This is a genomic window from Massilia sp. CFBP9012, assembly GCF_034045115.1.
In the GTDB taxonomy this organism is placed as follows: Bacteria; Pseudomonadota; Gammaproteobacteria; order Burkholderiales; family Burkholderiaceae_D; genus Telluria.
The window spans coordinates 1-25,662 of sequence record NZ_JAXCWM010000001.1; the positions used below are offsets into that span (position 1 = coordinate 1).

The following is a 25,662-nucleotide window of genomic DNA, read 5'->3' on the forward strand; positions in this document are numbered from 1 at the left end:
ACATTCTGTGATTTCACTTGGATCCCCGCCTTCGCGGGGATGACGATGCATACTTTGCGTATAAATATTCCGGACACCAGTGCGCGCAGGCGGGAACCTAAGTTTGCACGCATATCGACAGCTCAAGCAAACTGGGGTCCCCCGCCAAGGCGCCCGGCGAGGGCGAGGACGACGACTAGGCAACGTTATCCTCAACCCGCGGCGTCGTCGAACCACTGGCCAGCGTGATGCGGGTGCGCTTGGCCAGCGGAGCGCTCGGTGCGGCGCCGTTGGCGTCCAGCGGCTTGACCTTGGTGAACACGACGCTGAATGAAGCCGCGGTCACGGTGGCCACCGCATAACCCTGGGCGTCGTGGTCGGCATACGCAAAGGCGGGATTATTCATGCGCAGCACCTGGTCGAAGCCCTGCGCCGTGGCCACCAGCGGCGCCAGCGGCGTGCTGCCGGCGCCGGCGCGCAGGTACTGGTAGAACGAGGAGCTGCTGATGCCGGCGCTGACGAAGTCCACCGCCACCGGACGGCCGCCGACCGGATCGTTGCTGTCGTAGATCACGCCGCACTGGAAGGCGTGCAGGTCGCCCGTGATCGCCACCACGTTCTTCACGTTGTTGCTGGCCAGGTGGCCCAGCATCTCGGCCCGGTAGGACGGGAAACCGTCCCAGCCGTCGGCGTTCACGATATACAGGTTGTTGTACGGCGCCGGCGCCAGGGTGCGCATATCGAGCCACATGCGGTTGAGGGTCACCTCGTTGCCCCACACCTTCCAGGTGGCCGTCGAGCCCTTCATGGTGTCTTTCCACCATTGGGTCTGCGTCGGTCCGAGCAGGCCCGGATTGCGGCCCAGCGCCGCCCTGGCGCCAGCCTCGAACTGGGCCAGCAGCGGCTGCGGCACGAAGTAGCGCGAACCGATGGAATCGTCGCCATTCACCGGGTCGCCCTGCAGCATGCTGGCGTAAGCCGCTTCATTGACCACGTGATCGTCGCGGTACAACCGCTGGTCGGTCATCACCAGGTGCATCAGGGTGCCGAAGCGGAAGTCACGGTAGATGCGGATATTGTCGTAGCCGGCCTTGTTCAGGTCGAATGAGACGTCGCCCCAGTCGATCGGCATGTACTCGGCCCAGGCCTGGGTAGCGTTGCGGCGGCGTGAGGTCTGTTGCTGGTTGGCGTTGTCGTAGGTTTGGTGGTCTTGCCAGCAATCGTCCGAGAATTCATGGTCGTCCCAGATCACGATCATCGGGCACTTGGCGTGCAGCGCCTGCAGGCGCGCGTCGCCGCGATAGGTGCGGTACAAGGTGCGGTAGTCGGCCAGCGTGTTGGCGTAGCGCCCGCCGCCCGCGATCGTCACGCCATCGGGCAGGTTGATACGTGCATGGGCCGGCTCGGCGCGGCCGGTCTGGAAGTCGGCGCCGACCGTCTCGTAGACGTAGTCGCCCAGGTGGACGATGAAATCGAGTTCTTCGGCAGCCAGCATGCCCATCGCGGCCCAGTGATTGATGCTCCAGTCCTGGCAGGTCATCCAGGCGAAGCGCATCTGCGCCGGGGTGCTGGCGGCTGCCGGCGCGGTTTTGGCCTGGCCCACCGGGCTCAGGTCGGCGCCGGCGCGAAAGCGAAAGTAATAGCGGGTGGCTGGGGCCAGGCCGGTCAGCTTGGCGCGCACCGTGTGGTCGTAGGTCGGCACCGCCCTCAGCTCGACCACGCCAGCGACCTGGGTGAATGCCGCATCCGTCGCAACCTCGAGCCGCAACTCGACTTCTTCGCTGCCGCTCTTCGGCGCGCATCGGGTCCAGAACACGATGCTGCCCTCCTTCGGATCGCCGCTGGCGACGCCCAGCGGGAAGCTGAAGCTGCCCTGCGGCGGCGTGTCGTCCGAGCCGCCGCAGGCAGCCAGCAAGCCGCCTGCGCTGGCGACGGTAAAATAAGCGCTACTGCGTAAAAAGCCGCGACGATCCACGTGGTTTCTCCTATTGAAAAGGTGCGGGAAGTCTAGCGAGCGGATATGTCCAAGGCGTGACAGAACGGCTACTCGCGCCGGGCGCTATACTCGTCAAAAGGTTTCCGTAAGGATAAATATGCGAGCTGGATCATGAGCGGCCACCGGATCGGCATCGTCGGCGCCGGCACCGCCGGCCTGGCCACGGCGATTGCCTTCGCCCGCGCCGGGCACGCGGTCGACGTATTCGAAAAACATCCATCGCTGGCCACCCTCGGCGCGGGCGTGCTGATCCAGCCACAGGGCGTCGCCGCGCTCGACGAACTGGGCGTCGGTGCGGCATTCGAGGCGATCAGCGTGCCGATCGAACGCCTCGTCGGCCAGTGCGAACGTGGCTGGACCCTGGTCGACATCCCCTACCGCGACCTGCAGGCGCGCGCGGTCAGCCGTTCGGCCCTGGGCGGCGTCCTGGAGCGCGAATGCGTCGCACTCGGGGTCCGGCTGCACTACGGCTGCGACGTCCATGCCATCTCGGCCGACGGCGCCACCGGCGTCGTGGACGTGGGCGGCGTCCGGCATGGCTTCGACGCCGTCGCGATCGCCAACGGCGCCTCCTCGCGGCTGCCCGCTGCCTGTGGACTGGCCACCGATTCGACCTTGTACGACTGGGGCGCACTGTGGTCGCTGGTCGACCTGGACGACTGGCCCGATCCGCACCTGCTCGCCCAGCGCTACGGCGGCACCGAGCGCATGTTCGGCATCATGCCTACCGAGCGTGTGGGCCGCCTGCTGCGCGTATCGCTGTTCTGGAGCCTGCGGCGCGACCGCTACGCCGCATGGCGCGCGGCGCCGCTCGCCGAATGGAAGCGTGAACTGCTCGCGCTGTGGCCCGCGTCGCGGCCGGTGGTCGACCGCATTCACTCCCATGAGCAGCTCGCCTTCGCCAGCTATCATCACGCCCGGCCGACGCGACTGGCGGCGGGGCCGGTCTGCATCGTCGGCGACGCCGCCCATGCAATGAGTCCCCAGCTCGGGCTGGGCACGACGCTGGCGGTGCAGGATGCGCTGACGATGGCCGCCTGCGTCGACGCGGCCGGGCCGGTCGCTGGCCTGGCGCGCTATTCGCGCAGCCGCCTGCGGACAGTGCGCGCCTACCAGGCGTTGAGCCGCGCGCTCACGCCCTGCTTCCAGGCCGACGGCCAGGGCCTCTGGCGCGACCTGCTGTTCGCCGGCGCCCTGCAGGTGCCGGGCAGCCGCTACCTCATGCACCGCAGTATCGCGGCGCCGCGGCGCTGCGTGCGGCGCGCCTGGTCCGCCGGCTAGAACAGCGTTTGCTGCCCACTGGTGAGATTGGCGAAGCTGTCGCCCAGGAAGGGCAGGATGGCGTCGGCCACCGGTTCGAGCTGGCGCGTGAGGTAGTGTTCGTAGTCGATCGCCCCGTGGCGCGCTTCCATCGGCTCGGGGCCGTTCAAGGTCATCACGTAGCGGATCCAGCCGCCCTTGCGGTAGAGCGCGGTGCGGCCATGGCGCAGGTGGTGCTCGTCGGCCATGCGCGCGGCGCGCACGTGCGGCGGGACGTTGCGCTGGTATTCCTCCAGTGGCCGGCGCAGGCGCTTGCGGTAGACGAGGTCGTCGTCGCATTCGCCGCGCAGCATGCGGGCGACCAGTTCGCGCACATAGTCTTCGTAGGGCTGGCCCTTGAAGATGCGTTCGTAGAGCCCCTGCTGGAAGGCTTGCGCGAGCGGTGTCCAGTCGGTGCGCACCGTCTCCAGGCCCTTGTAGACCATCTCTTCACCGCCGTTCGCCGTCGCCGCCAGGCCGGCGTAGCGCTTCTTGCTGCCTTCGTCCGAGCCACGCACGGTCGGCATCAGGAAGCGGCGGAAGTGCACGTCGTATTCCAGTTCGAGCGCGCTCTCGATGCCCAACTCGGCCTGCAAATGCGTGCGCCACCAGCCGTTGACGTGATCGACCAGGGCCTGCCCGATGCGGCGCGCATCGTCTTCGGCATGTTCGCGCCCCAGCCAGACGAAGGTCGAATCGGTGTCGCCGTAGATCACCTGGTAGCCCCGCTCCTCGATCAGCTCGCGGGTGCGGTGCATGATGTCGTGGCCGCGCATCGTGATCGACGAGGCCAGGCGCGGGTCGAAGAAGCGGCAGCCGGTGGTGCCGAGCACGCCGTAGAAGGCGTTCATGATGATCTTCAGCGCCTGCGACAGCGGCGCATTGCTGTCCTTCTTGGCGGCTTCGCGGCCCGCCCAGACCTGGGTCACGATGCCGGGCAGGCAGTGCCTGGTGCGCGAAAAGCGTCCGCCGCGATAGCCCGGCACCGTGGCTTCCTCGGGCTCGCGCAAGCCCTCGACCAGGCCGAGCGGATCGATCAGGAAGGTGCGGATGATCGACGGGTACAGGCTTTTGTAGTCCAGCACCAGCACCGAGTCGTAGAGGCCGGAGCGCGAATCCATCACGAAGCCGCCGGGACTGTCGGCGCCGGCGACGTCGCCGATATTGGGTGACACCCGGCCCTGGCGGTGCAGCAGAGGCATGTACAGGTGCTCGAACGCCGCCACCGAACCGCCGCTGCGGTCGGCCGCCAAGCCGGTGACGCTGGCGCGCTCGAGCAGGAAGGCCATCAGCTTCGTCTTGTCGAAAATGCGCGTGACCAGCTCGCAATCCTTGAGGTTGTACCAGGCCAGCGCCGGCTTGTCCTCGGCGAACATGCGGTCGATCTCGGCCATGCGGTCGTGCGGGTTGTCGATTGCCTTGCCTTCGCCAAGCAAGGCGCGCGATACGTTCTCGAGACTGAAGGACGGGAAGCTCCAGGTGGCCGAATGCAGGGCGTCGATGCCGTCGATGACCAGGCGGCCGGCGATGCAGATGAAGTAGTGCTCCTGCTTGCCGCCATGCTCGCGCCATTCGATCGCGCTGCCGTCGCGGCCCAGCCGCAGCGGGCGGTTGAAGCGCTCGGCGTGCTTTTGCAGCACCCGCATGTCGAACTGGATCAGGTTCCAGCCGATGATGGCGTCGGGATCGTGGCGGATGAACCACTCCTCCAGCCGGTCGAGCAGTGCGAGGCGGGTGTCGCAGTATTCGAGTTCAAAATCGCGGTCACCGTCCTCTCCATTGGGTGGCCCCAGCATATAGACCTGGCGCTGACCGCATCCTTCCAGCCCGATCGAGCGCAGCTCGCCCTGGAAGGTGGTCTCGATGTCGAGCGAGACAGTGCGGATCGCCGGCCGGTAGCCCGGCGCCGGCTTCAGGACGGCGTCGACCAGCAACAGGGGATCGCCTTCGACGGGCGCGCCGCCAAAGCTCACCGGCGCCGTGATGAAGCGCTCCATCAGGTAGCGCTCGGGCGGACGCACGTCGCCCTCGAACACGTCGAGGCCGTGCTGGCGCAGCTGCTTTTCGATGCGCATCAGTTGGCGGTATTTGAGGCAATACAGGCCGGCGACCGGCCGGTGGCGAAAGTCGAGCAGGTCGAGCGGACGCAGCTCCCATCCGCGTTCAGCGCTCAGCAACTGCTCGACGGTGGCGCGCTGCTCCTCGGGGATGAACGCAACCGGTTTCTGGACCGGCAGCCGCAGGCGGCGCGGCCCGGCATCGGTGGCGACCCAGAACTCGACCTCGCAGCCGGCGGCGGTGTCGCGCCAGTGGCGCGTCAGGAGAAAGCCAGTGTCCATCAGCGGTAGCGCTGCAGCTCGGCCTCGGTGAAGCCGGCCCGGCGCCGGCCTTCGATATTGAACGGTCCCTTGAGGACAGGAGCCTTGTAGCGCACGGTCAGTTCGTCGTAGGTGGCGATCGGCTCCAGCCCCCGTTCATGGCACAGGCTGAAATACCAGCGGTTGCCGATCTCGACGTGCCCTACTTCGTCCACCAGCAGCCGGTCGAGGATCTGGGCCGCGGCCAGGTCGCCCGCCTGGGCGATCTTCTTGCGCAGCGGCGGAATCGCATCGAGCCCGCGCGCCTCCAGGGTGCGCGGCACCAGCGCCATGCGCGCCATGACGTCGTCGCCCGTCTTGGCCACCATCTCCCACAGGCTGTCGTGGCCGGGAAAGTCGCCATAAGCGTAGCCGAGCGTGCCCAGGTGGGCGCTCAGCATCGTGAAATGCAGCGCCTCTTCGTCGGCCACGCGCAGCCAGTCGAGGTAATACTGCGCCGGCATGCCATGGAAACGCCACAGCGCATCCAGCGCCAGGTTGATGGCGTTGAATTCGATGTGCGCGAGGGCGTGGACCAGCATGGCCCGGCCCTCGGGCGTGGCCATCGAGCGGCGGCCGACCTGCAGCGGCGGCACCAGTTCGGGGCGGATCGGGCGGCCGGGGATGCCGGCGGGTGCGGCGAGCGCGATGCCGGTGTCGATGCGCACGGTCCCGTCCTTGCAGGCGGCAGTCAGTGCGGCGACCTTCTGGGCCTTGGTTGCGGGATCGGTTTCGAGCAGCGCGTGCAGCGCGGCGGCGCGGAGTTCCATGGTGGTGACTAGTCGAGCGAAAGACGGCATTTTACTCAATCCGTCATCCTCCGTGGATGCACTGGTGTCCGGAATAATTTTGGGCGCTTGAAACAGGCTGCTTCATCGGAGAAACCACGTCGTTCCCGCGCAGGCGGGAACCTAAGTCTGACCGACCAACAGCTTAAGAAATCGCTTTCGGCAAGCGACGAGATGACGCTAAAGCATGAACATTCTGCGATTCAGCATGGATCCTCCCCAAGGCGTCCGGCAAGGGGGGATGACGATGCATAGACGCTCGTGAGTGTGGACGGGAAGGTATATACGCAGCGCTTGCGCGCCGCAAGGCGCTGATGCAGGTGACCATCCGATAGTTGCCCGGTCTACATCTGCCTGAACAAATGCGCATACACCGGACTGACCCGCGGCTTGTCCGCCCGCCCGCGCAGGTTCAAGGTCACCTTGCCGAAATCGTCACGCCCCGCACTGATCACGCAGGCCATATTCACCACCATGCTGCGGCTGACCTGCCGGAACCGGTCCGGATCCAGCTGCGGCAGCAAGTCCTTCAGCGGCACCCGGATCAGCGCCTCGCCGTCCACCGTCGCCACGTTCACGTATTTATCGACTGCCTGGAAGAACACCACGTCGGCCACCGGGATCATGCGCACCACATTGCCGACCGCGGCCCGCACCGTGGTCAGGCGTTCGGTCGCCGCTGCAGCCGGCAGCAACGCCTGGAGCTGGCCTAGCAGCTGGCCCAGCGAGTCTGCATCCGCCACGCCCACTGCCGGCGCGCGCCGCGCCTCGACCAGCGCGCGCAGGCGCTCAACCGTCTTGCCCAGCCGCCCCGCACTGACCGGCTTGAGCACGTAGTCGACCGCGGCCCGCTCGAAGGCTTCGACCGCATAGTCGTCGAAGGCAGTCACGAACACGATGTGCGGGAACGGCTGCGGCCCCTCCCAGCGCTCGGCCAGTTCCTCGGCCGCCTCCAGCCCGGTCTGGCCCGGCATGCGGATGTCGAGGAACAGCACGTCCGGACGCAGCGCCAGCGCCTGCTCCACAGCCGCGAGACCATTCGGCGCCTTACCCACGATGTCGAGTTCCGGCCACAAGCCCTGCAAGGTCTTGGCCAGGGTAGCTGCGAGGATCGGTTCGTCTTCTGCAATCAGGGCGCGGGTCATGCGGTGGTCTCCAGGGGAAGGGTCAGTCGGGCCAGCGTGCCTTGTGGCGAGGCCGGTGTCAGGGTAATCGTCGCGCGCTCACCGTACAAGGCATCGAGACGTTCGCGGGTGGTCGATACGCCCACCCCGCCGCCGCGCCGGCCATGTACCTGTCCCAGGCCCAGACCCGTGTCGCGCACCTCGATCACGAGGCTGTCGCCCGACACCAGGGCCTTGACCACGACCTCACCGCCATCGACCTTCGGCTCCAGTCCATGCACGATTGCATTTTCCACCAGTGGCTGCAGCAGCATCGTGGGAAGGCGCGCCTTCCTGAGCTCGGGCGGCAGCTCGATGCGGTAGGCCAGCCGCTCGCCCATCCGCACTCCCATCAGGCCCAGGTAGGCTTGCATTGCCGCGAATTCCTGCTCCAGCGTCGTGCTCTCGGCGCGCGAGACGCTCAGGGTGGCGCGCAGGTACTGGATCAGCTGGTCGAGCATCTCGCTCGCGCGGTCCGGGTCGATGGCAATCAGGCCCTGCAGGTTGGCCAGCGTATTGAACAGCATATGCGGCTCGATTTGCGCCTGCATCAGGCGCAACTGCGCTTGCAGAGCCTGACGTTCGATGACCTCGGCGCGCAGCCGCTCGGCGGCACGCTCTTCCTCGGCGCGCCGCATATGCTCGCGATGGCGCACCAGCATCACCATCCCGGCCACCACGATCAGCGTCAGGAGATTCATGCTTAACTGGTTCAGGGTCGGATACTGGGCCAGGGTCGGAACGTCGATGCCCAGGATTGCTCCGCTGATCTGCATGCCCCCGAAATGCGCCACCGGCACGGTAGCAACCACCAGCAGGGAGAAAGGCACCCACTCACGCAGTCCCCAGCCGTTGCGGTCCCACAGCAGCAGGCGGGCGCCGTTCACGATCAGGAAAGCGATCGTACCGATAATAATCGAGAACACCAGTTGCTCGAACAGGGTTTCCGGCCGGCCGATGATCAGCACGATGACGACTGCAATCAGCGCGCTGATGCCGATCGCGATCGGCGCATCCCTCAGCATGCGCCCCCAGCGCGAACGGGGTGCTGCCGTGGATGGTTGGACGGAGAACGACATACGGGCTCGCTTTTCTCGTTGGTGAGGAACGCAAGCCATTGTGCCCAGCACCCGGACGCCCCGCAAGCCAGGCGTGATGAAACGGGAAATGCGTGGAGTGAAGCGATCCCGGAATCGACCGAAACCGCTTCGCGGCGGCACCTCGAAACTGCGCTTAGAACCGGTAATTGACCTTCACCGACGCCACCCGGCCGCGCGGATCGCCCTGGGTGTAATCGAAGAAGGCGGTCGACGAATCCCACGACGGACGCTTGTCGCCCAGGTTATGCACGATGAAGCTGACGGTGGCCGCCTCGGTCGCCTTCCACGCCAGGTTCAGGTCGAAGGTGCCATATGGCTTGACGCGTTCGCCCGGGCGGGTGGTCTGCTCGTAGCCGTCGATGTAGTTCCACACCAGCGTATTGCTCCAGTCCTGGATGTCCCAGGTCAGGCCCGTCACGCCGCGCCACTTCGGGATCGAACCGAAGTAATTGTTGCCAGCGCCTTCCGTCAGCGGCCGGCCGACGGCCAGCGGCTGTTCGAACGTCAGCACGCGGCTCAGTTGCGCGTTCACGGTCAGTTTGCCGTACGCGGCCAGCGGCTGCACGTGGCGCAGGTCGATGTCGAAGCCGGATACCGAGCGGTTGCCCTGGTTGGCATACTGGCGGTACAGGGTCAGGATGCGGCCCTGGCCGTCACGCACGATCTTGCCGGGCGCGCTCGCTTCGTTGGCGATGATGTTGTCGGCCGATTCGGTGCCGATCACACCTTCCGTGCGGATGCGGTAGAAGTCCAGACCCAGGCTGGTGCGGTTGTTCGGGGCCAGCACGATGCCGAAGTTGGCATTGGTCGAACGTTCCGGCGACAGGTCTGGGTTGGCGATCGTCAGGTTGGTGATGCCGCGTGCCTGTGTTGGCGAGATCGGATCGCGCGGATCGACCACGTTGCCGTAGCTGACCGAGGTCGAGTTGGTGATCTCGGGCAGCGACGGCGCACGGAAGCCGCGCGACACCGTGCCGCGCACCAGCAGCCACGGCGCCGCCTGCCAGCGCACGCTGGCCTTGGGCGAGAACGCGCTGCCGAAGTCGTCGTAATGGTCGCCGCGGCCGGCCAGGTTGACGCTCAGGTCTTTCAGCACCGGCACGTTCAACTCGGCGAACAGCGCCGCCACGTCGCGGCTGCCGTCGATGATGTTGATCGCCGGGCGCAGCTCGGTGCCCGACAGTACGGCGGTCGAGGTCTGCGAATCCATCTCTTCGCGGCGCCACTGGGCGCCCACGGCGAAACCGAGTGCGCCGGCCGGCAGCTGGGCCAGTTCTCGGGTGGCGCTCAGGTCGACGGTGGTGAGCTTCGATTCGGCCGGGCGCAGGGTCGACAGGCGCAGGCGGTTGCGCACTTCTTCCCTGTTGTTGGCCTGGTTGACGAAGTCATAGCTGCCGTCCGCCAGCACCTTCTCGAACTCGTAGCGGTTGACGAAGTTCTGCACGGTTTCCTTCAGCTCGCTGCCGGAATGGCCAACCGAGGCGTCGTATTCCCAGCCGCCGGCATAGCCTTTCACGCCGGTCAGCACGCGGAAGAACTCCACGCGGCCCTGCTTCATGCGCGGGCCCAGGTCGAACAGGGTGGCGTTGAACGGCAGCGGCGTGGCGCCGGGATTGTTCGGGTGGCCTACCGGCAGCACGACATTGATGTTGTCCAGCTGCTGGGTGCCGTTGTTCCAGGCGCGCAGGCCGGTGCCGACGGTCAGCGGCGCGCTGAAGGTTTGGTCGGCGCGCGAGCGGCCGTACAGCACCTCGGCATAGGCCTCGTGGTCCTGGCCCAGCTTGACAGTGCCGCGCAGCGAGGCGTGGGCGCGCTGGATGCCCGGAATCAGGGTCTTGTACGTGGCCGGGTTATAGGCCAACACGTTGCCGCTCCGACCCGGGGTGATCTGGCCGTAGGGCTGGACCGCCAGCGGACCCGCATTGGCGCCGGTCGAGCCGCCCAGCCACTGGGTCGGGTCGTTATTGACGTAGTTGGTCGGCACCCAGGCCAGGGTGCCGTTCGGATTGCCGCGGAAGTCGCTGCCCGCCATCCAGCCCACCTGGTCCTGCTGCAGCTTGTCGCGCCACTGCGCGTCGGCCGAGAACACGACACTATAGCCATCCTCGACCAGCGAACCGAAGCCGGTCTGCAGGGTTACGCTCTTGTCGTCCTGGCCGGTGCCCTCGGTGGAGCGGCCGACCTGGGCGCTGATCTCGGTGCCCTTGAACTCTTTGTAGAGAATGATGTTGACCACCCCGGCGACGGCGTCCGAACCGTAGACCGACGAGGCGCCGTCCTTGAGCACCTCGATGCGCTGCACCGCCGCCATCGGCAGGCTGTTCAGGTCGACGAAGACTTCCTGCAGGTTCTGGGCGGTGGCGTAGGGGCTGACGCGCTTGCCGTTCACAAGAATCAGGGTGTTCTTCTGGCCCAGGCCGCGCAGCGACAGGCCTGCGGTACCGGCCGAGAAGCTGCCGGTGAACTGCTCGTTGTAGCTGTTGCCGCTATTGGCCGAGATCGAGCGAATCACGTCGGCGATGCTGGACTTGCCGGTGGCGGCCAGTTCCTTGGCGGTGATCACCTGGACGGCGCTGGCGCCTTCCTTCTGGGTGGTACGGATATTGGAGCCGGTGACGACGACTTTTTCGATGTCCTGGGCCGTGGCGTGTTGCGAGAATGCGGCGGCGAGCGCCACGACGATAGCGAGTGGTTTGTGCATGGTGTTCCTGGTGGTGGTCTACCCGCGGGCGGTGCTCCCGGCCCCGCAGCGGGCGTGCGCTTCCTGCCCCATCCCTGGTGGACGGGTACGGAAGACGGCGGTATGGATCAGGCGATCAGGTGCGCGGCATTCGACAGCACGACCCGACCTTGCCCGGCATGTGCGCCGCGCGGGTTCGTGAAGTGGGATGCTGCGAATGTGTCATGGCTGAATGATCGTTGAATTCCTGTGGAAGACGCATAATACCGAGCGGAAATGCTATGCCAAACGAATAAATAAATACAAGCTTATGCAAATCGCCATCGAAACGCCCTGCCGGCCATGCGATTGACCGCATTTGCTCAACATGTCATATTGCAATTTTTTCCATCCCAAGGAAGTTCACGCATGCGTCACCTTGTCTCTGCCCTCGGCTTTTCCGTCGTCCTCGCCGGCTGCGCGGTCCATGCCGAAGCGCCACGCGCGCCCTCCAATACAGCGCTGACCAGCCAGATCTCGGCCGACTCGCTGCGCGGCCACCTGTCCTTCCTGTCGTCCGACCTGCTGGAGGGCCGCGGCACGCCGTCGCGCGGTGTCGACCTGGCCGCCGAATACATCTCGGCACAGTTCCGCCGCGCCGGCCTGGAAGCAGCGGGCGACGACGGCTACTACCAGACCGCCAACTGGCAATACGCCACGCGCGGCGAGAAGGACATCACGATCACGGTGACGGCGGGCGGCAAGACGATCGAGGTGCCGCTGGGCGGCGCCTCGGCCAATTTCATCGATCCGGTCGCGCTCAAGAACACGCCGGCCGTATTCATGCAGTGGCAGGCAGCGCTGGACGACAAGAGCGTGGCCAATGGCAAGGTGCTGGTCGTGCCCGCGGCGGCGATTCCCGGCGCGGCCGCCACCCTGCAATCGAAGCTGCAGAGCAAACCTGCGCTGGTCGTGATGATCGACCGCGAACGCCGCCACGGCCGCACCCAGGGCGGCTGGCTGATCGATCCGAGCCAGCCGGTAGCCAAGGACGGCCCGCCGGTCGTGCTGCTGCACGCGGCCGACGTCGCCGGCACGCTGGAACAAGGCGGCGCCAGCGTGGCCGCCAGGGTGGTGGCGCCGACCGTCAGCCCGGTCAAGCTGCGCAACGTGATCGGCGTGCTGCGCGGGTCGGATCCGCAACTGAAGAGCACCTACGTCATGCTCAGCGCCCACTACGACCACCTGGGCATCCGGGACGGCGAGATCTATAACGGCGCCAACGACGACGGCAGCGGCACCGTATCGATGATCGAGATCGCCGCGGCCATGGCCGCGCAAAAGGAGCGTCCGCGCCGCAGCATCGTGTTCGTCGCCCTGTTCGGCGAAGAGCTGGGGCTGCTGGGATCGCGCTACTACGCGAAGAACCCGGTGTTCCCGCTGAAGGACACCGTGATGAACCTGAACCTCGAGCAGCTGGGCCGCACCGACGACAGCGAAGGTCCGCAGGTCTCGTCCGCAACCATGACCGGCTTCGATTACTCGACCGTCGGCACGACCCTGCAACGCGCCGCCGACGGCACCGGCATCCGCTTCTGGAAGCACCCGACCAATAGCGACCGCTATTTCGCGCGCAGCGACAACCAGGCGCTGGCCGATGCCGGCGTGCCGGCCCACACGCTGGCGGTGGCCTTCGGCTTCCCCGACTACCACGGCAAGGACGACACCTGGGACAAGATCGACTACGACAATATGGCGCGCGTCAGCCGCATGATCGCCGTCGCCCTGCAGGACATCGCCAACGACACGGCCAAGCCGGCATGGACCGACGTCCCTAACGCCGCCAAGTACCGCGAGGCGGCGCGCGCGCTGCACGGCGCGCCTTGATTGTGGCGACCTAAGTGATTGCCGGGCTGTCGATCCGCCCCGAAGGGGCGCCCGCGCCACTGCGGGTCGACAGCCTGCGGCTGCTCGCCGGCAGCGGCGCCGAGGGCGACCGCCATCTCGACCCGCTGTCGCCGCGCCAGCTGCTGCTGGCCTCCTGCGCCAGCTACGCAGCCCTGTCGCTCCCGCCGCAGGCGCTGCGCGAAAACCTCCTGCTCGACGACGACATCGACCGCCTGCCTTCCGGAACCGTGCTGCAGATCGGGGACGAGGCGAAGGTGCGCCTGATGTTTGCCTGCGAGGCCTGCGGCCGGCTCGACCTGCATGGCGAGCGGCTGGCGGCCAGGATCGGCGCCCGGCGCGGCGTGCTGGCGCGCGTGGTCGAGGGCGGCGTCATTCGCCCGGGCGATCCGGTGCGCAATCTGGGACAACACTTCGCTCCGTGGCGGGACGACTGGCGCCTGCGCATCGCCCAGGTGCTTGACGCCGTCCCTGATGGCGCCGTGGTCGAGTATGCCCAGCTGGCGCGCCTGACGGGCATCCAGTCCAGCTACTGCCGCGCCTTTCCACGTCTGTTACGCACAATGAAAGCCGCTGACGCGCAAAAGGCGGTCGCGGCGCGCACCCTCACTTCGCAGCCGCGCTGGACGGGTGCGGGCCTGTTCGATCGGGATGCGCTCGCGCCTTCCCGCCCAGGATCTCTTCGCTGATCCATGCCTTCACGGCCGCCGTATCGAAAATATTCCCAGTGAAGACCCGGCTCGGACGATGCGGAATATTATCCCCTCGCTCGCGGCCGTCACGTGTCACGACCGGCACTTCGATCACGCCATTCCTGCTCGGCAGCGACGCCCCGAACCCGGTGCCGGTGCGCGAGTCGACCGAGGTCTCGACGCCAATCTGCTCGACTCCCGGGAACCGTTTCAGTTCATCGACGAAGACCATGCACGCGCTGGCGCAGTTGTAGTCGGTCAGCAGCAGCACCCTGGCCTTGACCGGGTTGACTGGTTCCCGCGCCGGTTTCGGGATGCCGCGCGCATTGGGCGGCGTGACGAAAACCGTCTTCCCGGCCTCGACGGCCTGGCGGTACTTGACATAGCCTTTGTCGAATGGCGTTCCGTCGGCAGGAGGTATGAGCTCGCCCGTCTCGGCGGCTTCGTCGGCGGCAAAGAAGGCCATGATCTCGGGCGTAGTCCGGTAGACGTGCGAAATCTCCAGGCGCGACCGGGCGTGATAGTCGGCGTAGTCCTTGCCATACAGCGCGCGCAGGAAGCCCATGAACCACTCATAGGAGCCGCCGCCGTTGCCACGCACGTCGAGGACGATGACGGATTTCTCCCGCAATGCCGGCGCATCGGCCATGAGCTGTTTGAACGCCTTGCCTTCGGCCTGTGTTTGCATGTGGAATATACCCATGCGCACCCAGGAACCATCGGCGCCGAATGGCGTCACGCCCGTGACCCGGTCGGTGAATGCGATCACGCTGCGCATATCTGCCGCAAACCTGCTCGCCGCGACGCTCTGCCAGTCGAGAGCGACGTCGCGGCCGCCAATGCGGCAGCTGCGCGGTCGCGGCACAAAGGGACTGCCGCCATCCCGGAAGACCAGGGGCGCGGCCCGCGCCTTGGTCGACTCCACGCCGGCGATCAGCTGTTCGTAGATGGCGACACGGCCGACCAGCGCATCCATCGGCTGGCCGTCGCATTGCGTGATCTCCTGGCCGGCGAGGTCGCTGCCCTGGGTAGCCACGAGGTAGCGGCCACCACGATATTCCGCCATGAAGCCGGGCCACTGGTAGGTGGACGGGGTCAGCGTATGGCGAAGGACCAGATGCAGGTCCTGGAGGGAGCCGACGAAATGGCCAAGCGCGTGACGATAGCCGGCGTAGCTATCGACCCGCGCCGACTCGGCCTCGAACGTGCGCCGCGCCGTGGCCAGCTTCGCCTTGAAAGCGCCATCGGCCGGGTGGACCGCCGAGATGGATTGCCGCTCGATCCAATGGTTGATGAAGTCCGCGTCCGCCCGCGCCATCGCGGCCCAGTGATTCTGTGGGTTCGCGGCTGGCGCCAGCGTCGCGTGCAGGCCGCACAGACCGAAGGCAAGCGCCTTGATCGCGCGACGCAGTGTTAACGTGCTTGTCATGATTCCTCGTTGCTGTCGATGAATATACATTGCAGCAAGAGTTTTACCATGTCGCGGTTGCTTCAAATGGATCGCTAACTGCGATTGTGTGTCGCAGATCGTGCGCTACCGGTGCGACGGCGACGTCGGCTTGAGCCGCGCAACTCCCAGGATCACCAGCGCCAGCCCTCCCAGCTGGTAGATCGACAGCGGCTCGCCCAGCAGCAGCCAGGAAGCGAACACGGTCAGCACCGGCCCGAGGTTTCCCACCGCCGCCGCCTGCGCCGCGCCCATGCGTCCGATCGCCAGCGCCAGCCAGTAGATCGGCAGCGCGGTCGAGACCACCGCCATCAGGCCGCCATTGAGCCAGACCGCGGGCGGCAGTGCCGGCAGCGCGCCCAGGTCGCCGGCCGCCATGAAGTGCCCCAGCACGAACACGCACGAAGCGCTGCCAGCCAGGCCGGCCAGGCGCATGGAGCCGATCCGGCCCACGAGAGCGCCGGTACCGAGGTAGTACATGGCGTAGGTCACGGCGCTGGCGAATACCCAGGCAGAGCCCACCATGACTTCGCGGCTCCAGCCGGTCACCTGCAGGTCGTGCACGAAGCCGATGCCCAGGCCCAGATAGCAGATGGCCAGCGCCTGCAGGGTGCGCGCCGAGGGCCGCTGGCGCGTGAGAGCAACCTGGAACAGCAGCACCAGGGTCGGATAAAGGTAGAGGATCAGGCGTTCCAATCCGGCGGTGATGGTTTCGAGCCCATAGAAGTCGAACAGGCTGGAAAGATAGTAGCCAAGAAAAACCAGCACGGCGATGTGGACGCCATCCCTCACGGACAGGGGTTCGGCGTCGCGATCGCGCGCCAGCCAGGCCAGCCACAGGAACAACGGCAGCGCGAAGCCCATGCGCAAGGCCAGCAGGGTCAGTGCATCGACCGGCGCCGCCGCATAACCCAGCTTGACGAATACCGCCTTCATGCTGAAGCCGGCGGCGGCCAGCACCGCATACAGGCGGCCATCCTGCGACCAGCTGCGCAGACGTGCTTGGGTGGGACTCATGATCGGGCTTCGGTGGCAAAGACCTTATTCTGACGAGAAAGCATCCACGTTAGAATGCGTCAATCCTGGACAAGGCCTTCGCGTTTCGAGAAACCCATGCACTTCGACCTCACCGATCTTCGCCTGCTGCTGGCCATCGCCGAGGCCGGAAGCCTCAGCAAGGCAGCCGAGCGCTTCCCGCTCGCGCTGTCGGCCGCCAGCAACCGCCTGCGTGGCTTCGAGGACGATTGCGGCGTCGTCGTCTTCACGCGCTCCGCCGGCGGCATGACGCCAACGCCGGCCGGCCGCTTCATCCTGGAACGCGCTGCGCGCGTGGTCAGCGAGGCCGACCAGCTGCGCGACACCGTGCGTGAACTGCGCGGGCCGCAGCGCAGCGCGGTGCGACTGGCCGGCACCACGGTGGCGATCAGCACGTTCCTGCCGGCCGCGCTGGGCGTATTCCTGGCCGACCACCCGGAAGTCGACCTGCAGCTCGATGAACGCACCAGCCGCGACATCCTGCAGGCGGTGCGCGAACGCGAGATCGAAATCGGCATCCTGGACGGCAATGTGGCAACGGGCGACGTGATCTCACTGCCGTTTCGCACCGACCGGCTGGTGCTGCTGGTGCCGAACGGCCATCCGCTGACCGAACGCCCGGCCATCCGGATGCGCGACGCCTTCGAGTTCGCCTTCGTGTGCCTGCCGGCCGAGCGCCCGATGCAGCACTTCATCGAGTCGCGCGCGGTCCAGAGCGGACGGCCGCTCAAGGTCCGGGTGCGGGCGCCCAGCTTCGACGCCATCGCCCAGCTGGTGGCGCAGGACGCCGGCATCGCCATGCTGCCCGAGGCCGCCGCCAGCCGCTTCGCCCGCGAGATGCCGGTGGGCATTGTGTCGCTAGACGATACCTGGGCCAACCGGGAATTAAGAGTGTGCTTCGCCGATCCGACTACCTTGTCGCCCCATGCTGAAACGTTGTTACGTTATCTAGCGCACAGCCGATGAGTGTTGGAAATGTTGTAATGCTTTCGTCGCGCACGATTGCGATCGTGACGTGAGTCAAAAAATTAGCAATAGGTGTAAGCTAAACGACAACATTTATTTTAAGGAGCACACCATGAAAACCACTATCGCCCTCTCCGCCCTCATGCTGTCCGTCGCCGTGCTGGCTACCGGCTGTAACAAGAACGACAATATGGGCCCAGCGCAAGAAGCCGGCGCCGCCGTCGACAACGCCGGCCGTGCCGTGGCCAATGAAACCCGCGAAGGCGTGGCAGCTGCCGACGCCGCCGCCGAGCGCGCTGGCGACCGTATCGAAGCTGCCGGCGACCGCGCCGAAGCCGCCGCTGACCGCGCCGGCGACCGCATCGACAACGCCACCGCCGAAGTGCGTCAGGAATCGCGTGAAGCCGCCGCCGAAGCCAAGGATGCCGTCAGCGACACCACCGCCGCTGCTGGCCGCAGCGTCGAACGCGCAGGCGAAAAAATGCAGGACGCTTCGAAGTAATTTCGTCGCCATCCTGTAGCACCTGAGGCATCGACAAGCCGAAAGGCCGTGCAACCGGCTTTTCGGCTTGTTTTTTGCGGCTTGTTGTCTGTTATGCTGGAGCGCCCAACGCACAGCAGATGCCCGCATTCATGCCACGTCCGCACCCGTCTTTCCTGGCGCTCCATTGCGCCTGCCTCTGCCTGTCCCTTTTCGTCACCCCTGCCGCACTCGCCTCCGCACCGCTGCCTTCGCATCGCTTCGACAACGGCGTCGTGGACGCGCGCGTATCCGAAGTCGCCGGCGGCCGCCTGCTGTCGTTCGCGCTGAAGGGCAAGTCCAACTTCCTGCTCATCGACGAAGCCGCCGGCGATCCCGACGTGGCCCCGAATGCGACGTCGGGCTACATCCGCTACCAGGGCCATGAGGTCTGGATCGGACCGCAGCGCGAATGGTGGGTGCACCAGGACGTCAACCCGGCGCGCGCCGCAGCCAAGGCGACCTGGCCGCCCGATCCCTGGCTGAGCCTGGCGAAGTACACGCTGGTGGAGAGAAAACAGGACGACATCGTGCTCGATAGCCCGGCCAGCCCCGTATCCGGCATCCAGCTGCGCAAGCGCTACGCCCTGCTCGCGGACAAGCCGCACAGCCTGCGGCTGGAGGCCGAGGCGACCAACCGCAGCGGCAAGATTGCCGGGCGCGACATCTGGTTCAATACGCGCGTGCCGGCGCACACGATGGCCTATGTGCCGGTGGCTTCGCAAGAAGAGGTTCGGATCGAGCCGGCCGGGGCGCTGCGCTACACATTGGGTGGCGGCCTGCTGTCGCTGGACTTGCCGCTGCCGAGTGACGCCCCACGCAAGGGCAAGCTGTTCGCCCAGCCGTCACACGGCTGGCTGGCGGCGTTCCGCGACGGCCAGGCGCTGGTGATCCAGTTCGTCCACCAGCCGCGCGCCGCCATTCACCCGGCCCAGGGCCAGGTCGAGCTGTACCAGGACGCCGACGCGCGCGCGGCGGACAAAGGGATGCTGGAGCTGGAAGTGCACGCGCCTTATGTCGAGCTGGCGCCGGGGGCGGCGATGCGGGCGTCGGAGCTGTGGACCATGCTGCCCTACGACGGTCCCGCCACCCGCGACGCCCACCTCGAATTCCTGCGCCGGCATGCGGCGCAGCTCGGAATATCAATCCCGTAAGAACAATGCCTCGGCCACGCCACTGACACCGGGACGCAACAGCACCACGGAACCAGCATCGCCACCCGTGCCCGGATCGATCGACGTCACCAGCAGCAGGTCGAGATCCGGCCCGCCGAAAGCGCACATCGACGGCTTGGCCATCGGCAGTTCGATCTCGCGATCGAGCTTGCCCGCCGGGGTAAAGCGCTGCACCACGCCGCCATCGTTGGCGCAGGTCCAGTAACAACCGTCGGCATCGACCGCGGCGCCATCGGGCCGGCCCTTCTGGCCGTTCAGGTCGAGGAACACCCGCTGGTCATGCGGCAGGCCGGCGTCGACGTCGTAGTCGAATGCCCAGACCACGCGGCGCTGGGGGTGCGAGTCGGACAGGTACATCGTCTTCCCGTCCGGCGACCAGGCCAGCCCGTTCTGGGTCAGCATGTTCGACACCACCGGCCCGTGCAGGCCGTCGCGCTGCGAGTAGCGATACAGCCCGCCGACCGCGCGCGCGGCGCCCATGTCCATGAACATGGTGCCGCTCCAGAAACGTCCCTGGCGGTCGCAGCGCCCGTCGTTGAAGCGCATGCCCTCGCCCAGTTCCGCGGCTGGCGGCGCGGCCAGCCGGCTGGCGCCGACCGAGCCGTCGTCGTTCAGGTCGAGGTGGAATATCCCGCTTTCCATCCCCGCCACCAGTCCGCCGTTGCTGCTACCGGCAATGCAGGCCACCATTTCCGGCGCCAGCCAGCGGCGCAGTTCCCCGCTGGCGTGGTCGCGCCGCCAGATGCGGCGGGCGGGAATGTCGACCCAGTACCAGGCCTGTTCCCCCGCATGCCACATCGGGCTTTCACCGGTCGCGCAGTGCACGCCGGAGACGATTTCCATTTCCATCGACATCCTTAGAGGTCCTTGATTTCACGGTGCTGCGGCACCAGCGCCTTCATCACGCACCAGGCCACCAGGTAGGCCAGCGCGCAGATCGAGAACATGATCATATAACCGGTCGACAGCTGGCCCAGCGCGCCATAATGGTCGAACAGCCAACCACCGAGCTTGGTCAGCAGCACGCCGCCCAGGCCGCCGGCCATGCCGCCGATACCGACCACCGAGCCGACGCTGTGTTTCGGGAACATGTCCGACACCGTCGTGAACAGATTGGCCGACCAGGCCTGGTGGGCCGAGGCGCCGATGCCGATCAGGATCACGGGAATCCAGAAGCCGAGATAACCCAGCGGTTGCGCAAGCAGCACCACCAGCGGGCACAGCGCGATCAGCAACATGGCGCGCATGCGGCCATGGTAGATGTCGGCGCCGCGGTTCAGGAAGTAAGTCGGCAGCCAGCCGCCGCCGATGCTGCCCACCATCGTCATGCTGTACAGGACCGCCAGCGGCAGGATCATGGCGGTAGCCGACATGCCGTATTGCGCCGACATGTATTTGGGCAGCCAGAACAGGAAGAACCACCACACGCCGTCGGTCAGGAATTTACCGGCGACGAAGGCCCAGGTCTGACGGTAGCTGAGCAGCTTGAACCATGAGCTTTTCGCCACTTGCGTATTGTCGACGGCCGCCGGGCTGATCCCCGCATCGCTGTTGATATACGCCAGTTCGGCAGCGCCGACCCGCGTCGAGCGTTCCGGCACGTCGTACAGCCAGATCCAGATCCCCATCCAGACGAAGCCGATGGCGCCGATCACGATGAAGGCCGCCTGCCAGCCCCAGAACTCGGCGATCACCGGCACCGTCAGCGGCGCCAGGATGGCGCCGACGTTGGCGCCCGAGTTGAAGATGCCGGTCGCGAACGAGCGCTCGCGCTTGGGGAAGTATTCGGCGGTGGCCTTGATCGCGGCCGGGAAGTTGCCCGCTTCGCCGATAGCGAGGATCGCGCGGCCGATCATGAAGCCGGCGATCGACACCGGCACCACGGCCAGCCCGATGGAGGTGAACACGGTGTTGACCGCCTCGCCGATCCAGATCGCGTAGGCGTGGGCGATGGCGCCGAGCGACCAGACGACGATGGCCACCACGTAGGCGCGCTTGGTGCCCATGCGGTCGATCACACGGCCGGCGAACAGCATCGAGATGGCGTAGACGAACTGGAAGGTGGCCGCGATATTCGCGTAGTCGGTGTTCGACCAGCCGAATTCGGCCGACAACATCGGTGCGAGCAGGCTGAGGACCTGGCGGTCCAGGTAATTGATGGTGGTGGCGAAAAACAGCAGTGAGCAAATCGTCCAGCGATACTTGCCCACCACCGTCTGTGCCGGTGCGAGGTCGATGACTTGCTGATTCATGGTGATCAGTTCTTTACAAGTTAAAACAGCCGGTGTCTCCCCCGGCTGGTACGGCGATAAAGGCTTAAGGCGTTACGCTTTTCCTCCAGTTTGCAAAGTGCCGTCCTGCAGGCGCGCGAGGCCCAGCGGGTTCTCGTCGCGCAGCGCTTCCGGCAGCAGGTTGGCAGGCAGGTTCTGGTAGCACACCGGCCGCAGGAAGCGGTCGATCGCGGACGCGCCGACCGAGGTCGTGCGGCTGTCGCTGGTGGCCGGGAACGGGCCGCCGTGGACCATCGCGTGCGCCACTTCGACGCCGGTCGGGAAGCCGTTGAACAGCACCCGGCCCGCCTTGCGTTCCAGGACCGGCAGCAGTGCGCCGGCCAGGCCGTGGTCCGCTGCCAGCGCGTGAACCGTCACGGTCAGCTGGCCGTGCAGCGCCTCGGCCGCCTTCAGCAGCTGATCGGCGTCCTTGAAGCGCACCAGCACCGCGGCCGGGCCGAACACTTCGTCTTCCAGCGCCGCGTTGCCCAGATAGGTGTCGGCGTCGCACACGTATAGCGCAGCGCGCGCCGCGCAACCGGTGCCCTGCTCGCCGCCCTGCGCGACCAGTTGCAATCCCTCGACCTGGCCGAACTTGGCCACGCCGGTGTTGTAGGCCTCATGGATGCCGGCGGTGAGCATGGTGCCCGCGCCCTTGCCTGCCAGCGCCTCGCTGGCCGCCTTGACGAAGGCGTCCAGGTCGGCGCCTTCGAGCGCGAACAGCAGGCCCGGGTTGGTGCAGAACTGGCCGACGCCCAGCGTCAGCGAATCGACGAAGCCTTGCGCCAGGCCGGCGCCGCCGGCTTGCAGGGCGGCCGGCAGCAGGAATACCGGATTCACGCTGCTCATTTCGGCATACACGGGAATCGGCTCGGAGCGGCCTGCGGCGGTGCGCATCAGCGCGGTGCCGCCCTGGCGCGAACCGGTAAAGCCCACCGCCTTGATCGCTGGGTGCGCCACCAGCTGCTGGCCGACCGTGCGGCCATCGCCGTACAGCATCGAGAACACGCCTTCCGGCACGCCGGCTTCTTTCGCCGCGCGCTGGACGGCGCGGCCGACCAGTTCCGAAGTGCCCGGGTGAGCTGCATGGGCCTTGACCACGACCGGGCAGCCGGCCGCCAGTGCCGAGGCGGTGTCGCCACCGGCCACCGAGAACGCCAGCGGGAAGTTACTGGCGCCGAACACGACCACCGGGCCGAGGCCGATCTTGGAGAGGCGCAGGTCGGGACGCGGCGGCGTACGGTCAGGCAGCGCGCTGTCGATCGTCGCATCCATGAAGTAACCGTCGCGCACCACTTTCGCAAACAAGCGCAGCTGGGTCACGGTGCGCATCCGTTCGCCTTCCAGGCGCGCCTGCGGCAGGCCGGTCTCTAACATGGCGCGTTCGATCAGTTCCGGGCCCACGGCCAGGATCTGCTCGGCGATCGCTTCCAGGAAGCGTGCGCGCTGTTCGAGCGGCAGCGCGCGGTAAGGGTCGAAGGCCTGGCCAGCCAGCGCGCAGGCGCGCTCGACGTCGTCGCCGGTCGCCTGGCCGAAGCCAGGCTCCAGGTTGGCACGGGTGGCCGGGTTGAAGCCGAAGGCCTCGCCGGCGGTGCCGCGCACGCACTGCTGGCCAATGATCATTTCACCGAGAATCGTCATGATCACAACACTCCGTTCTTCTTGAGCAGGTCGAGCAGCATCGCGTCTTCTTCGGCGGTCAGGTCGGTCAGCGGCGGACGCACCGGGCCGGCGCCGTGGCCGACCAGGCGGGCGCCGGCCTTGACGATGCTGACGGCGTAGCCGGCCTTGCGATTGCGGATCTCGAGGTAAGGCAGGAAGAACTCGTCGATCAGGCGGTTGGTGGTGGCGAAATCGTCGTTAGCGGTGGCGTGGTAGAAGTCCATCGCCAGTTGCGGCACGAAGTTGAACACGGCCGATGAGTACACCGGGGTGCCCAGGGCCTTATAGGCGCCGGCGTACACTTCGGCGGTCGGCAGGCCGCCCAGGTAGCTGAAGCGGTCGCCCAGCTTGCGCCAGATCGAGACCATCAGTTCGATGTCGCCGTTGCCGTCCTTGAAGCCGATCAGGTTCGGGCATCGGTCGGCCAGCTTGGCCAGCGAATCCGGGGTCAGGCGGCAGTTGGCGCGGTTGTAGACCACGACGCCGATCTTCACGGAGCGGCACACCGCCTCGACGTGGGCGATCAGGCCATCCTGGCTGGCTTCGGTCAGGTAGTGCGGCAGCAGCAGCAGGCCCTTGGCGCCCTGGCGCTCGGCTTCCTGGGCGTGGGCGATGGCGGTGCGGGTCGGACCGCCGCAGCCGGCCAGGATCGGCACCACGCCGGCGCAGGTGTCGACCGCGGTCTTGATGATCTGGCCGTATTCCTCGCCGTGCAGCGAGAAGTATTCGCCGGTGCCCCCGGCCGCGAACAGCGCGGTCGCGCCGAACGGCGCCAGCCATTCCAGACGGGCGGCATAGCCTTTTGGATCGAACTCGCCCTGCGCGTCGAAGTCGGTGATCGGGAAGGACAGCAGGCCGTGCGACAGGACTTGCTTGAGTTCATTTGGTTGCATTGCTTAGGTCTCCGTTGGTCTAGGTGTTGGATGAAAAAGAAGTGCGATGAATCATGTTGTAAGTCATCGTACAACCTAAAATCAGCAAGGGCAAGCAAAATGTGATGCGAATGTCAGTTCAGGGAGCTTTCCAGGCGGCGCTGTGCCTGGACCAGGCGCTCGCGGCTATTGGAAAGATGGGTGCGCATCGCCGCGCGCGCGGCTTCGGCATCGCGGCGCTCGATGGCGCGGAAGATATCGTCGTGCTCGCGGCTGACGCGCTCGAGGAAATCGGCCGGCTTGTCCTGCTCCAGCTTGGGCGTATCCAGGCGCGCACGCGGAATGATCGCATTGCCCAGCTGCTCCAGGATATCGACGAAATAGCGGTTGCCGGTTGCCTGCGCGATCAGCAGATGGAAGCGCTTGTCGGCCTCCACCGCCGACCTGCCGTCGGCCATCGCCTGCTGCATCTCGAGCAGCGCGCCGGCCAGCTCGTCGACCTGGTTCTCGCTGCGGCGGCCGGCCGCCAGGCCCGCCGTCTCGGTCTCGACGCCGATGCGCAGTTCGAGGATGGACAGCACGTCGCGCAAGGTCAGGATGTTCTCGGCATCGAGCCCGAGCCCGGCCTGCTGGCGTTCGATCACGAAGGTGCCGATGCCGTGCCTCGTCTGCACGTAGCCGGCCGCCTGCAGGTGCGAGATCGCCTCGCGCACCACGGTGCGGCTGACGCCGTGCTGGGTCATCAGCGAGGATTCGGTCGGCAGCTTGTCGCCCGGCTTGAGCGTGCCCTGGCGGATGGTGGCACTGATGTGTTCGACCACGCCCTGGGCGAGATTACGGTGCTTGCGTTGTGGCAGATTCATGGCAATTTGCTGGTGAAAGATGAGGGAATTATACGCGGATGGTTAGTTGATGCCACAGTCATCAGACATCTTATCTCTCTCGCATGACATCCGGTGCAGCACCGGTACAGCCACCTTGCAGAATTGGCCCGACCAAACTAGAATCGTCTATCAAAAAAAACATCAGGAGACTTCATGCCGTTCGTTCGCCTCACTCCCCTGCTCTGCCTGCTGCTGGCCGGCGCCGCCTGGTCCGCGCCGGCGGCGCACGACCGCGTGATCCTGGTCGGCGACTCGACCATGGCCAGCAGCACCGGCTACGGCGACGCCTTGTGCGCCCGCCTGACACCCGAAACCGCCTGCCTGAACCTGGCGCGCGGCGGGCGCAGCTCGGGGAGCTTTCGCGCCGAAGGCCGCTGGGATGAGGTGACAGGCTTGTTGCGTGATGATGCCGCCTACCGCCGTACCTATGTGCTGATCCAGTTCGGCCACAACGACCAGCCGGGCAAGCCCGGACGCTCGACCGACTACGCGACCGAATTCCCCGTCAATATGACCCGCTACGTCGAAGAAGCGCGCGCGCTCGGCGCCGTGCCGGTGCTGGTGACCCCGCTCACGCGCCGCAGTTTCAGGCAGGGCTATGTGCAGGACGACCTGGCGCCCTGGGCCGGCACGGTGCGCAAGATCGCCGCCACGACCGGCACCCCGCTGGTCGACCTGAATGCGCTGTCGCTGGCCGCGGTCCAGGCCATGGGGCCGCAGGAAGCCGACAAGCTGGCGCGCACCGGCGCCAATTTCGACCATACCCATGTCGGCCCGCTGGGCGCGCAGCGCTTCTCGGACATCGTCGCACGCGAACTGCTGCGCAAAGTCCCGAACCTCGCCCCGGCGTTCGCGCCAGGCGGGCGCACCGCCGCGCGGGGCGCGGAATGAGC

20 protein-coding genes are annotated in these 25,662 nt (G+C 66.6%); 7 read left to right on the top strand and 13 right to left on the bottom strand.

The features are described from left to right. Positions 1 to 175 precede the first annotated feature (175 nt). Complete coding sequence (locus SOM61_RS00005; protein WP_320472159.1) at positions 176 to 1,954, bottom strand: alkaline phosphatase D family protein; 1,779 nt, start codon at positions 1,952 to 1,954, stop codon at positions 176 to 178. 132 nt (positions 1,955 to 2,086) lie between these two features. Here SOM61_RS00005 and SOM61_RS00010 point away from each other — a divergent pair, with 132 nt between their 5' ends. Next, positions 2,087 to 3,256: an FAD-dependent oxidoreductase gene (locus SOM61_RS00010; protein WP_320472160.1), complete on the top strand. Its 1,170-nt coding sequence runs from the start codon at positions 2,087 to 2,089 to the stop codon at positions 3,254 to 3,256. On the opposite strand, the gene SOM61_RS00015 is transcribed toward SOM61_RS00010, so the two are convergent. From SOM61_RS00015 to SOM61_RS00035, 5 genes are all read right to left on the bottom strand, one after another. Next, on the bottom strand, positions 3,253 to 5,613 hold the full coding sequence (locus tag SOM61_RS00015; RefSeq protein WP_320472161.1) for a DNA polymerase II: 2,361 nt from the start codon (positions 5,611 to 5,613) through the stop codon (positions 3,253 to 3,255). The two genes, SOM61_RS00010 and SOM61_RS00015, sit on opposite strands and share 4 nt — an antisense overlap. Next, entirely contained in the window at positions 5,613 to 6,401 is a 789-nt protein-coding gene (locus tag SOM61_RS00020) for a ferritin-like domain-containing protein (RefSeq protein ID WP_320472162.1), read from the bottom strand. The genes SOM61_RS00015 and SOM61_RS00020 overlap by 1 nt, the downstream gene beginning before the upstream one ends. A gap of 362 nt (positions 6,402 to 6,763) precedes the next feature. Beyond that, on the bottom strand, positions 6,764 to 7,564 hold the full coding sequence (locus SOM61_RS00025; RefSeq protein WP_320472163.1) for a LytR/AlgR family response regulator transcription factor: 801 nt from the start codon (positions 7,562 to 7,564) through the stop codon (positions 6,764 to 6,766). Then, positions 7,561 to 8,661: a sensor histidine kinase gene (locus tag SOM61_RS00030; RefSeq protein ID WP_320472164.1), complete on the bottom strand. Its 1,101-nt coding sequence runs from the start codon at positions 8,659 to 8,661 to the stop codon at positions 7,561 to 7,563. The genes SOM61_RS00025 and SOM61_RS00030 overlap by 4 nt, the downstream gene beginning before the upstream one ends. Positions 8,662 to 8,815: 154 nt before the next feature. Continuing rightward, positions 8,816 to 11,383 carry a TonB-dependent receptor plug domain-containing protein gene (locus tag SOM61_RS00035; RefSeq protein ID WP_320472165.1) on the bottom strand — a complete coding sequence of 856 codons (2,568 nt, stop codon included), beginning with the start codon at positions 11,381 to 11,383 and terminating at the stop codon, positions 8,816 to 8,818. Between the two features lie 387 nt (positions 11,384 to 11,770). Between SOM61_RS00035 and SOM61_RS00040 the strand changes: the two genes are divergently transcribed. Then, positions 11,771 to 13,228, top strand: a complete 1,458-nt coding sequence (locus SOM61_RS00040; protein ID WP_320472166.1) for a M28 family peptidase — start codon at positions 11,771 to 11,773, stop codon at positions 13,226 to 13,228. A 14-nt stretch (positions 13,229 to 13,242) separates the two neighbouring features. Further along, a complete protein-coding gene (locus SOM61_RS00045; RefSeq protein ID WP_320472167.1) occupies positions 13,243 to 13,935 on the top strand; it encodes an MOSC domain-containing protein in 693 nt (230 codons plus the stop codon). Here the strand turns inward: SOM61_RS00045 and SOM61_RS00050 are convergent. Together SOM61_RS00050 and SOM61_RS00055 are read right to left on the bottom strand one after the other, a co-directional pair. Next, positions 13,853 to 15,367: a S41 family peptidase gene (locus tag SOM61_RS00050; RefSeq protein WP_320472168.1), complete on the bottom strand. Its 1,515-nt coding sequence runs from the start codon at positions 15,365 to 15,367 to the stop codon at positions 13,853 to 13,855. The two genes, SOM61_RS00045 and SOM61_RS00050, sit on opposite strands and share 83 nt — an antisense overlap. A 105-nt stretch (positions 15,368 to 15,472) precedes the next feature. After that, positions 15,473 to 16,402: a DMT family transporter gene (locus SOM61_RS00055; RefSeq protein ID WP_320472169.1), complete on the bottom strand. Its 930-nt coding sequence runs from the start codon at positions 16,400 to 16,402 to the stop codon at positions 15,473 to 15,475. Between the two features lie 96 nt (positions 16,403 to 16,498). Between SOM61_RS00055 and SOM61_RS00060 the strand changes: the two genes are divergently transcribed. From SOM61_RS00060 to SOM61_RS00070, 3 genes are all read left to right on the top strand, one after another. Next, positions 16,499 to 17,386, top strand: a complete 888-nt coding sequence (locus SOM61_RS00060) for a LysR family transcriptional regulator (RefSeq protein WP_320472170.1) — start codon at positions 16,499 to 16,501, stop codon at positions 17,384 to 17,386. A gap of 112 nt (positions 17,387 to 17,498) precedes the next feature. After that, a complete protein-coding gene (locus SOM61_RS00065; protein WP_123070517.1) occupies positions 17,499 to 17,888 on the top strand; it encodes a hypothetical protein in 390 nt (129 codons plus the stop codon). Positions 17,889 to 18,019: 131 nt separating this feature from the next. Beyond that, positions 18,020 to 19,060 carry a DUF4380 domain-containing protein gene (locus SOM61_RS00070; protein ID WP_320472171.1) on the top strand — a complete coding sequence of 347 codons (1,041 nt, stop codon included), beginning with the start codon at positions 18,020 to 18,022 and terminating at the stop codon, positions 19,058 to 19,060. Here the strand turns inward: SOM61_RS00070 and SOM61_RS00075 are convergent. The 5 genes from SOM61_RS00075 to SOM61_RS00095 all read right to left on the bottom strand — a co-directional run bounded on the left by SOM61_RS00075 (position 19,049) and on the right by SOM61_RS00095 (position 24,748). Then, on the bottom strand, positions 19,049 to 19,924 hold the full coding sequence (locus SOM61_RS00075) for an SMP-30/gluconolactonase/LRE family protein (RefSeq protein WP_320472172.1): 876 nt from the start codon (positions 19,922 to 19,924) through the stop codon (positions 19,049 to 19,051). The genes SOM61_RS00070 and SOM61_RS00075 overlap by 12 nt on opposite strands. 14 nt (positions 19,925 to 19,938) lie before the next feature. Next, a complete protein-coding gene (locus SOM61_RS00080; protein WP_320472173.1) occupies positions 19,939 to 21,333 on the bottom strand; it encodes an MFS transporter in 1,395 nt (464 codons plus the stop codon). Between the two features lie 72 nt (positions 21,334 to 21,405). Continuing rightward, positions 21,406 to 22,992 carry an aldehyde dehydrogenase (NADP(+)) gene (locus SOM61_RS00085; protein WP_320472174.1) on the bottom strand — a complete coding sequence of 529 codons (1,587 nt, stop codon included), beginning with the start codon at positions 22,990 to 22,992 and terminating at the stop codon, positions 21,406 to 21,408. A gap of 2 nt (positions 22,993 to 22,994) precedes the next feature. Then, positions 22,995 to 23,906 carry a 5-dehydro-4-deoxyglucarate dehydratase gene (kdgD, locus tag SOM61_RS00090; RefSeq protein ID WP_320472175.1) on the bottom strand — a complete coding sequence of 304 codons (912 nt, stop codon included), beginning with the start codon at positions 23,904 to 23,906 and terminating at the stop codon, positions 22,995 to 22,997. 113 nt (positions 23,907 to 24,019) lie between these two features. Then, positions 24,020 to 24,748, bottom strand: coding sequence for a FadR/GntR family transcriptional regulator (locus SOM61_RS00095; RefSeq protein ID WP_320472176.1), 729 nt, complete (start codon positions 24,746 to 24,748; stop codon positions 24,020 to 24,022). Between the two features lie 174 nt (positions 24,749 to 24,922). Between SOM61_RS00095 and SOM61_RS00100 the strand changes: the two genes are divergently transcribed. Further along, the gene (locus tag SOM61_RS00100) at positions 24,923 to 25,660 is read left to right on the top strand and encodes a rhamnogalacturonan acetylesterase (protein WP_320472177.1); all 738 of its coding nucleotides are present in this window, start codon (positions 24,923 to 24,925) and stop codon (positions 25,658 to 25,660) included. Positions 25,661 to 25,662: the final 2 nt, after the last annotated feature.

What these genes read in the sequence shown, in the direction of transcription:
- SOM61_RS00010 (WP_320472160.1), top strand. Translation starts at nt 2,087, where the DNA reads ATGAGCGGCCACCGGATCGGCATCGTCGGCGCCGGCACCGCCGGCCTG.
- SOM61_RS00015 (WP_320472161.1), bottom strand. Translation starts at nt 5,613, where the DNA reads ATGGACACTGGCTTTCTCCTGACGCGCCACTGGCGCGACACCGCCGCC.
- SOM61_RS00020 (WP_320472162.1), bottom strand. Translation starts at nt 6,401, where the DNA reads ATGGAACTCCGCGCCGCCGCGCTGCACGCGCTGCTCGAAACCGATCCC.
- SOM61_RS00025 (WP_320472163.1), bottom strand. Translation starts at nt 7,564, where the DNA reads ATGACCCGCGCCCTGATTGCAGAAGACGAACCGATCCTCGCAGCTACC.
- SOM61_RS00030 (WP_320472164.1), bottom strand. Translation starts at nt 8,661, where the DNA reads ATGTCGTTCTCCGTCCAACCATCCACGGCAGCACCCCGTTCGCGCTGG.
- SOM61_RS00035 (WP_320472165.1), bottom strand. Translation starts at nt 11,383, where the DNA reads ATGCACAAACCACTCGCTATCGTCGTGGCGCTCGCCGCCGCATTCTCG.
- SOM61_RS00040 (WP_320472166.1), top strand. Translation starts at nt 11,771, where the DNA reads ATGCGTCACCTTGTCTCTGCCCTCGGCTTTTCCGTCGTCCTCGCCGGC.
- SOM61_RS00050 (WP_320472168.1), bottom strand. Translation starts at nt 15,367, where the DNA reads ATGACAAGCACGTTAACACTGCGTCGCGCGATCAAGGCGCTTGCCTTC.
- SOM61_RS00055 (WP_320472169.1), bottom strand. Translation starts at nt 16,402, where the DNA reads ATGAGTCCCACCCAAGCACGTCTGCGCAGCTGGTCGCAGGATGGCCGC.
- SOM61_RS00060 (WP_320472170.1), top strand. Translation starts at nt 16,499, where the DNA reads ATGCACTTCGACCTCACCGATCTTCGCCTGCTGCTGGCCATCGCCGAG.
- SOM61_RS00065 (WP_123070517.1), top strand. Translation starts at nt 17,499, where the DNA reads ATGAAAACCACTATCGCCCTCTCCGCCCTCATGCTGTCCGTCGCCGTG.
- SOM61_RS00070 (WP_320472171.1), top strand. Translation starts at nt 18,020, where the DNA reads ATGCCACGTCCGCACCCGTCTTTCCTGGCGCTCCATTGCGCCTGCCTC.
- SOM61_RS00075 (WP_320472172.1), bottom strand. Translation starts at nt 19,924, where the DNA reads ATGGAAATCGTCTCCGGCGTGCACTGCGCGACCGGTGAAAGCCCGATG.
- SOM61_RS00080 (WP_320472173.1), bottom strand. Translation starts at nt 21,333, where the DNA reads ATGAATCAGCAAGTCATCGACCTCGCACCGGCACAGACGGTGGTGGGC.
- SOM61_RS00085 (WP_320472174.1), bottom strand. Translation starts at nt 22,992, where the DNA reads ATGACGATTCTCGGTGAAATGATCATTGGCCAGCAGTGCGTGCGCGGC.
- kdgD (WP_320472175.1), bottom strand. Translation starts at nt 23,906, where the DNA reads ATGCAACCAAATGAACTCAAGCAAGTCCTGTCGCACGGCCTGCTGTCC.
- SOM61_RS00095 (WP_320472176.1), bottom strand. Translation starts at nt 24,748, where the DNA reads ATGAATCTGCCACAACGCAAGCACCGTAATCTCGCCCAGGGCGTGGTC.
- SOM61_RS00100 (WP_320472177.1), top strand. Translation starts at nt 24,923, where the DNA reads ATGCCGTTCGTTCGCCTCACTCCCCTGCTCTGCCTGCTGCTGGCCGGC.